We start from the raw sequence: 7409 nt of genomic DNA, 5'->3' as shown, positions 1-7409 counted from the left end.
GACGCCTTGGAGGCAGAATGAATGTCCCCGCTGTCCACAAGGAGGTCCATGTCCACGTTTGCCGCTCGCCCGTCTGATGTCGCCACGCTCGACGCGATCCTGCACGCGATGTACGAGGTCATCTCCGGGCCGGTCGGGCAGACGCGCGACTGGGACCGGTTCCGTTCCCTGTTCGTGCCGGGCGCCCGCCTGATGCCGGTCATCTCGCCGCCCGGCGAACCCGCGCGGGTCCGTGTGCTGAACCCGGAAGATTACATCCGCCGGGTCGAGCCCATCTTCGCCCACGAGGATTTCTGGGAGCGGGAGTCCAGCCGGGAGGTCACAATCTTCGGGCGGGTGGCGCACGTCCTCAGCCACTACGAGTCGCTACACGACCTTCAGGGCAAGCCCTTCGATCGCGGTACCAACAGCATGCAACTGTTCTGCGACGGGAGCCGCTGGTGGATCGTGAGCGCCATGTGGAACACGGCGCGCAGCGAGTAGCCGGTCAGGCGGGGTTGACACTCTCTCCGGGGCCGAGCCGGTAGAACGATTTATAAGGACCGTGGTGGAGGCCCCGGGCAGATTCGAACTGCCGACCCGCGGTTTAGGAAACCGCTGCTCTATCCAATCTGAGCTACGGGGCCGTCTTGTTAGCTTCATTCTCGCACGGTATTCCCCCGCGACGGAACTGCCACACAACTCATCTAAGTAAGTAGGGTTTGATCATATGGAGGCAAGGTTATGAAGTACCTGTGGAGTTTGTTGCTCATGGCGAGCTTGGGTTCCGGAGCGGCTCTGGCCCAGAGCTACCGGGAGCAGAACTGGAAGGCCCTGGGCACGTTGCGTAACGCGCGCTTCGTGTACGTCACCAGCTACGACGGACCGCAGTTCTCGCCCTATCTGCTGCCGGAGGACCGGGCGGCCATCGCCCGCGTCCAGCAGGCAGTGCAGGGCTGGGGCGGTTACATCGTGGTCTACCGGCCGCAGCAGGCGGACATGGTCCTAGTGGTCCAGAGCCGTCCTTCGGAAGACGTGCTGGCCGTCTACGGCCCCGGCATGTGGCCGCGCGGCACCTACTTGTGGCGTGCGTACCGGGAGAACGGTTTCTCCGCGGAGCATTCCGCCTTGCTCACTGCGCTGAAAGCCGACCTGGATCGCACCAAGGCCGAATGAACTCACTAGGATGAGTGTATGAAGACGGCGCTGTACAGCACGGTTGTGCTCGCCGCTTTTCTGATGGCGCTGCCGAAGCCCGCCGCCGGCCAAGACGAAAGCAGCTTCGACGACTTTTACGCGTCGTTCAAGAATGCGGTCATGCAGAAAGACGAAGCCGCCCTCAGGAAGGTCATGGCCGCCCGCTTCAGCTTCATCCGGGCGACGAACGTCGCGCCGGACGTCGTCTTCCAGGGACTGGCTCTGGATCACGGCCGGCAATGGGCGAACCTGCAGCAAGCCGTGCAGGGACAGCCTGTCCTCTATCGTGGCCGGCAGGGCCGGGTGTTCTATGTGCTGCCATGTACGCCGACCGATGTCATCTACAACTGCGCAGTCGTCTTCGGGCAGGACGCGCAGGGCGGTTGGCGCTGGAAGGGCATGGTCATGCCCACGCGATCTGGGTAAGGTCGTTACCTGGGTCGTCCTGGGGCCGCAGCGCTCGAGCTTTCTCGGGTTTGACTCTCCCGTTTCGCGCAGATAACATTGGCGTTTCGGTCGCGGACTCCCTCAACGATGCTCGGCCAGACTGTCTCTCACTACCGCATCACGGAAAAGCTCGGCGGCGGTGGCATGGGGGTGGTCTTTCGCGCCGAGGATACGCGGCTCAACCGCAGCGTAGCGCTCAAATTCCTGCCCCAGGAATACGCCGGGGATGAATCGGCGGTGGAGCGCTTCCGGCGCGAGGCTCGCGCCGCTTCGGCCCTGAACCATCCCAACATCTGCACCATTTATGACGTGGACGAGTTCTCCGGCCAGCCTTTCATCGCCATGGAACTGCTGGAGGGTGAGACGCTCCGCCACCGCATCGCCTCGGCCGGCGCTTTCCCCGTGGACACCCTGGTCGAGCTGGCGCACCAGATGGCGGACGCCCTCGATGCCGCCCACAGCAAAGGGATCGTGCACCGCGACATCAAGCCCGCCAACATATTCCTCACCCGCCGCGGGCAAGCGAAGATCCTGGATTTCGGCCTGGCCAAGCTCATTCCCATGCGCCAGAAGGTGGGCGAAGCGGTGGGCGTGCTGGTGGAGACCGCCGGCGGCCTGGCCGGCTCGGACACGCTCACCAGCCCCGGCTCTACCGTCGGCACCGTGGCCTACATGTCGCCGGAACAGGCCCGCGGCGAGGAACTCGACGCTCGCACCGATCTCTTTTCTTTCGGCGCCGTGCTCTACGAAATGGCGACCGGCGAGCTTCCCTTCCCCGGCAACACTTCGGCCGTGATTTTCGACGGCATCCTCAACACCATTCCCAAGTCGCCGTTACGGCTGAACCCCGATCTGCCGACGGAACTGGTGCGCATCGTCGGCAAGGCGCTGGAAAAGGACAAGCGCATGCGCTACCAGAGCGCGGCGGAGATGCGCGCCGACCTGGAGCGCGTGAAGCGCGACCTGGATTCCGGACGCCGGCAGGCGGTCGAGGGACGGCCCGCTCCCGCCCCGGACGCCGAAAAGTCGGTCGCCGTCCTGTACTTCGAAAACCTGAGCGACTCGCGCGAAGACGAGTACTTCCGCGACGGCATGACCGAAGACATCATCACCGAGCTGGCCAACATCAAGGGCCTGCGCGTGTTTCCCCGAGCGGCGGTGCTCGCCTATCGCGACAAGGCCGGCGGCGCGCAACAGATCGGCCAGGAACTCAACGCCGCCTATGTGCTCATGGGCAGCCTGCGACGCGCCGGCAACCGCTTACGCATCACCGCCCAACTCGCTCAGAGTGCGACCGGACACACGCTGTGGGCCAAGCGTTACGACCGGGAGATGTCGGACGTCTTCGAGGTGCAGGACGAGATCGCCCGCAACATCGCCCAGGCGCTGCGCGTGGCGCTCTCTCCGCAGGAAGAGAAGCAGATCGCCCAGAAGCCCACCGAAAACACCCAGGCCTACGACTTCTACCTGCGCGGCCGCAGCTACACCCGGCAGTTCAACCTGGAGTTCGCCATCGAGATGTACGAGCGGGCCATCGCTCTGGATCCCACCTTCGCCATGGCGTATGGCGGCCTGGGCCTGGTGTGCGGCATCTATTACGAGTTCCGCGAGCAGAATCCGCGCTGGATCGAACGCGGCATGGCTGCCTGCGACCGCGGCATGGCCCTGCAGCCGGACCTGCCGGAAGTCCTGGCGGCCCGCGGCCGCGTCGCCTTCGCGCAGAAGAAGTACGACGAGGCCATCCGCTTCGCCCAGCAGGCGATCGAGCGCAAGCCCAACTGCGAAGGCGCCTACGACGTGCTGGGTCGCTCCTTGTTCAACTCCGACCGGTTCGAAGAGGCTGCCGACCTTGCCGAGCGGGCCATCGAGGCCAGCGGCGATGACTACAACGTGTACGTCCCGTACGAGCTTTCTCTGGAGCGGCTGGGCCGCAAGGCGGAATCCCATCGGTTCGCCCTGCAACACATCCGCGCGCTGGAACAGCAGCTCGTGTTGGTGCCGGAAGATGTCCGCGCGCGCATGCTGCTGGCCAACCGCTATGCCGGCCAGGGGAACATCGACGATGCCATCCGCGAACTGCAGATCGCGGTCACCATGCGCCCCAAGGACTCCAATATCCTCTACAACGCCGCCTGCACCTACGGCATTTTGGGCAAGAAGGCGGAGGCCATCGCTACCCTCAAGCGCGCCAAGGAAGCCGGCTACAGCAATCTGGACTGGATCTCCCGCGACCCCGACTTCAACTGCCTGCACGGCGAGCCGGAGTTCGAGCGCCTGGTGAAAGGGCGCTAGGCGTCGAGGTTCACCCTCTCGGCGGTGCCTCTAAACGGCTTTAGCGTTCCAAAACCACACCCAGCACGGCCAGCATCGCGTACACGACGACCCCCGCTCCCCCGGCGATTCCCGCGACCAAGCACCAGGTGCGAGCGTTGCGCGAACTGGCCTGGGCGCCGGCGAGGTCGCCGGCTTGCAGTTTCGTGTTCACCTGCGCGGCATACACAATGGCCGGGATACCCAGTGGCAGGCAGCAGCACACCGTGACCAGGATGGCCGGTACGAGGTAGTTCTCCACTTTCGCACCCGGCGGAACGGCGATTGCAGGCGCCGCGACGGGACGCAGCGGAGTTCCGCACTGTCCACAGACAGTCGCCAGCGCATCATTCTGGGTGCCACACTGCTGACAGTAAACGACCGCCATCTTTTGGCTCTCAAGACCTCGGGATTTGGCCCGCAAACATAAACCGCTCGCGGCGGTTTGGCAATGCAGTTTTTTCGAGGAGTCATCCGGCAGAAACAAGCAGGCCGCCGAACGCTCGGCGGCCTGATGAGGGAGACCTCTGCTTTGCTAGTTGCCCGGCGCAGCCTGCGCGGTCTGCACCGGATTGCCGTCGAGGTCGCGCACCTCGATGGTTCCCAGCCCGAGCTTCTCGATCTCGGGCTGGATCTTCGAGCGATCGCCGACGCCGACCACGATCATGTGTTCCGGCGTCACATACTTCTGCGCCACCCGTCGGACGTCGGCCGCCGTCACGCCATCCACGGCCTGGGGCAGCGTGCTGTAGTAGGTGAGCGGCAGGTCGTACACGTACATGTTCCGAACCGTATTCACCGCTTGCAGAGTGGTCTCAAACAAGCCCGGCAACGAACGGGACATGGAGTCCTTGGCGATGCGCAATTCTTCTGCCGTGACGTCCGTATTGCGCATGCGCTCGAACTCCTTGAACATCTCTCCTACTGCCGGAGCGGTGACGTCGGTGCGGATGCTGCTGCCGGCGAAAAATGGACCCGCGCCCCGCCGGTAGATGAAAACCGAGCCCGCGCCGTAAGTGTAGCCGTGCTCTTCCCGCAGGTTCAGGTTAATGCGGCTGGAGAACAGTCCCCCCAGCGTGGTGTTCATCACTTCCAGGGGAACGTAATCCGGAGTGGAGCGCGGCACCCCGATCTGCCCCACGCGCACATAGGTCTGGGGTGCGCCCGGCTTGTCCACGATCACCACCCGCCGCGCGCCCGCCATGGGCGCTTCCGGTGGCGTAGCCTTCGCTTCCTTCCCCGTCCAGGAACCAAAATACTTCGTAGCCAGGCGGCGTAGTTCAGTTTCATTCAAGTCCCCGGCAACCACCAGCGCACTATTCGCAGGTACGTACCGCTGCTTCCAGAAGCCGGCCAGATCATCGCGGGTGACGGCCTTGTTCGAGGCCTCGGTGCCCAGGTCGATCGTTCCGTAGGCATGCCCGGCGCCGTACAGTTCTCGGTAAAAGGTCCGGATGCCGAGTTGCGTGGGGTTGTCGCGCTGCTGCAACAGGGTGGTCAGGCGCTCCTTGCGGACACGCTCGATCTCCGCCGCCGCAAAAGCCGGATGCAAAGCAACGTCGGAAAGAAGCTCGAACATCGCATCGGCATTGCGCGTGAGGCTGCGCATGGTAACCGAGGCGTAGTCGGCCGTGGACGCGGTCGCCAGCGTGGCGCCGATCTTGTCCACGTCCTGTGCCAATTGCAGGGTGGCACGCTTCTCCGTGCCTTCGTCGAGCATGTCGGCGGTAAAGGATGCCGCGCCGGGAAGCTCTTTAGGGTTGGCTTCGCTACCCGCCAGTACGGCCAGGTTCACGGAAATCACCGGCAGGTTATGGCGCTCAAGCAGGTACACATCGAGCCCGTTGGGCAACTGGAATTTCACCGGCGTCGGCAGGCTCAGCTTGGATGCAGGGCCGGGCTCGGGCGGCTGGGCTCGCCAAGGCTCGTCCGGCATGGTGCCAGCCATCTCCTTCTTCTCCTGCTCACCTTCGGCTGCCGCCTTGCGGGGAACATCGTCGATGACCTTTTCGCCCGGCACACCGTAGATCACCACGCGGGCATCCTTGGTCAGTTGCTCCTGCGCATACTTGCGCACCGACTCCGGCGCCGCCTGGTCGTAGCGGGCCAGGTCTTTGGGCAGGTAGCCCGGGTCGCCTAAATAGTGGTTGTACTGGTTCAGCCGGTCGGCCACGCCGCCGAACCCGCCGAGAGTCTCCAGACCGCGGATGATCGAGGACTGGATGACGTTGCGCGCCGCCTCCACCTCGGCTGCGGTCGGACCGTCCTTCTGCAGCTTGTCCAGTTCCTCGGTGATGGCGGCCTCCAGTTGCTCCGGCTTGACGCCGGGCTTGGCTGTGGCCTCGATGGTGAAGACGGAGCCCAGGATCAGCGAGTATTGCGTGGCGTTCACGTTCTGGGCGATCTGGTCTTCATAAACGAGCCGCTTGTACAAGCGGCTGGACTTGCCCTGGCCCAGGATGCGGGCGATCAAATCGAACTCGGCGTCACCCGGCTTGTAGATCGGCGACGTCAGCCACGCGACGTACACCTTCGGAAGCTCGACACGATCGGTCACCGTCTTGCGCCGCTCGGAAGTGATGGGCGGCGTCTTTACGTTGAGTGGCTCCACCGCGGGTCCCGCCGGAATGCTGCCGAAATATTTCTCCACCAGCGCCTTGGCTCGAGCCTTATCGAAGTCGCCCACAATCGTCAGGCTGGCGTTATTGGGCGCGTAGTACTGCTTGAAGAAGTCGCGCACGTCGTCCAGATGCGCCGCTTCCAGGTCCGCGTGGGACCCAATGACATAGGCGTAATACGGGTGGCCCTTGGGAAACAGTGTCTGGTACACCGCCTCCTCCACCAACTGATAGGGCGGGTTCTCCACCCCCTGGCGGCGCTCATTGCGCACCACGTCAATCTGGGTGGTCAGCTTGGCCTGGTCGAGGGTGTCCAGCAGGTAGCCCATGCGGTCGCTTTCCAGCCAGAGCGCCAATTCGAGCTGATTGGACGGCAGGGTCTCGAAGTAGTTGGTGCGGTCGAAATCGGTGGTCCCGTTGATGTCGCTGGCGCCCGCGCCTTCCAGGAATTTGAAGTGCTGGTCGTCGCCGATGTGGCGCGAGCCTTGGAACATCATGTGCTCGAACAGGTGGGCAAAACCGGTGCGTCCGCCTTTTTCGTGCGACGGGCCCACGTGATACCACAGGTTCACGGCCACCATGGGAAGGCGATGGTCTTGGGAAAGAATCACTTCCAAGCCGTTTTTCAACTTGTACTTCTCAAAAACTATGGTCGCGGTGGTCGGCGCAGCTTTCGCGGCGGGCGCTTTGGCGGTCTGGGCAGTCGCCATGGCGGTCAGGAAAAGCGCAGAGACCAATCCGAAGACACGGATGCGTGAAGACATGGCACATCTCCTTCTGGAGTTAGGGGCTGGGGACACGGATACAGCCATTTGGACGTGCTGGATGGCAAAAGGCAATCATACATCAGTACGCGCC

Annotated in this window: 6 protein-coding genes and 1 tRNA gene; 4 read left to right on the top strand and 3 right to left on the bottom strand. The window is 63.7% G+C overall.

Annotated elements, in window-relative coordinates:
* Positions 1-48: 48 nt before the first annotated feature.
* Entirely contained in the window at positions 49-483 is a 435-nt protein-coding gene (locus tag VLE48_00125; GenBank protein HSA91391.1) for a hypothetical protein, read from the top strand.
* A gap of 65 nt (positions 484-548) precedes the next feature.
* Here the strand turns inward: VLE48_00125 and VLE48_00120 are convergent.
* Positions 549-626: transfer RNA gene (locus tag VLE48_00120), tRNA-Arg, on the bottom strand.
* Positions 627-723: 97 nt separating this feature from the next.
* Here VLE48_00120 and VLE48_00115 point away from each other — a divergent pair.
* From VLE48_00115 to VLE48_00105, 3 genes are all read left to right on the top strand, one after another.
* Positions 724-1155 (top strand): hypothetical protein, encoded by a 432-nt coding sequence (locus tag VLE48_00115; GenBank protein HSA91390.1) that lies wholly within the window; start codon positions 724-726, stop codon positions 1153-1155.
* An 18-nt stretch (positions 1156-1173) separates the two neighbouring features.
* Positions 1174-1602, top strand: a complete 429-nt coding sequence (locus tag VLE48_00110) for a hypothetical protein (GenBank protein HSA91389.1) — start codon at positions 1174-1176, stop codon at positions 1600-1602.
* A 108-nt stretch (positions 1603-1710) separates the two neighbouring features.
* Positions 1711-3915 (top strand): protein kinase, encoded by a 2205-nt coding sequence (locus tag VLE48_00105; GenBank protein ID HSA91388.1) that lies wholly within the window; start codon positions 1711-1713, stop codon positions 3913-3915.
* Positions 3916-3955: 40 nt separating this feature from the next.
* Here the strand turns inward: VLE48_00105 and VLE48_00100 are convergent, their stop codons facing one another.
* Together VLE48_00100 and VLE48_00095 are read right to left on the bottom strand one after the other, a co-directional pair.
* Positions 3956-4321 (bottom strand): CD225/dispanin family protein, encoded by a 366-nt coding sequence (locus tag VLE48_00100; protein ID HSA91387.1) that lies wholly within the window; start codon positions 4319-4321, stop codon positions 3956-3958.
* Positions 4322-4468: 147 nt separating this feature from the next.
* The gene (locus VLE48_00095; GenBank protein ID HSA91386.1) at positions 4469-7315 is read right to left on the bottom strand and encodes a pitrilysin family protein; all 2847 of its coding nucleotides are present in this window, start codon (positions 7313-7315) and stop codon (positions 4469-4471) included.
* Between the last annotated feature and the right edge of the window lie 94 nt (positions 7316-7409).

Source organism: Terriglobales bacterium (assembly GCA_035454605.1).
Classification (GTDB): Bacteria; Acidobacteriota; Terriglobia; order Terriglobales; family Acidobacteriaceae; genus DATMAB01.
Note: the sequence above shows the minus strand (reverse complement) of the source record. Positions and strands in the feature narration are given on the sequence as shown.

Bases quoted from the DNA above. Each gene is read 5' to 3' on its own strand.
- VLE48_00110 (HSA91389.1), top strand. From the start codon at position 1,174: ATGAAGACGGCGCTGTACAGCACGGTTGTGCTCGCCGCTTTTCTGATG.
- VLE48_00105 (HSA91388.1), top strand. From the start codon at position 1,711: ATGCTCGGCCAGACTGTCTCTCACTACCGCATCACGGAAAAGCTCGGC.
- VLE48_00115 (HSA91390.1), top strand. From the start codon at position 724: ATGAAGTACCTGTGGAGTTTGTTGCTCATGGCGAGCTTGGGTTCCGGA.
- VLE48_00095 (HSA91386.1), bottom strand. From the start codon at position 7,315: ATGTCTTCACGCATCCGTGTCTTCGGATTGGTCTCTGCGCTTTTCCTG.
- VLE48_00125 (HSA91391.1), top strand. From the start codon at position 49: ATGTCCACGTTTGCCGCTCGCCCGTCTGATGTCGCCACGCTCGACGCG.
- VLE48_00100 (HSA91387.1), bottom strand. From the start codon at position 4,321: ATGGCGGTCGTTTACTGTCAGCAGTGTGGCACCCAGAATGATGCGCTG.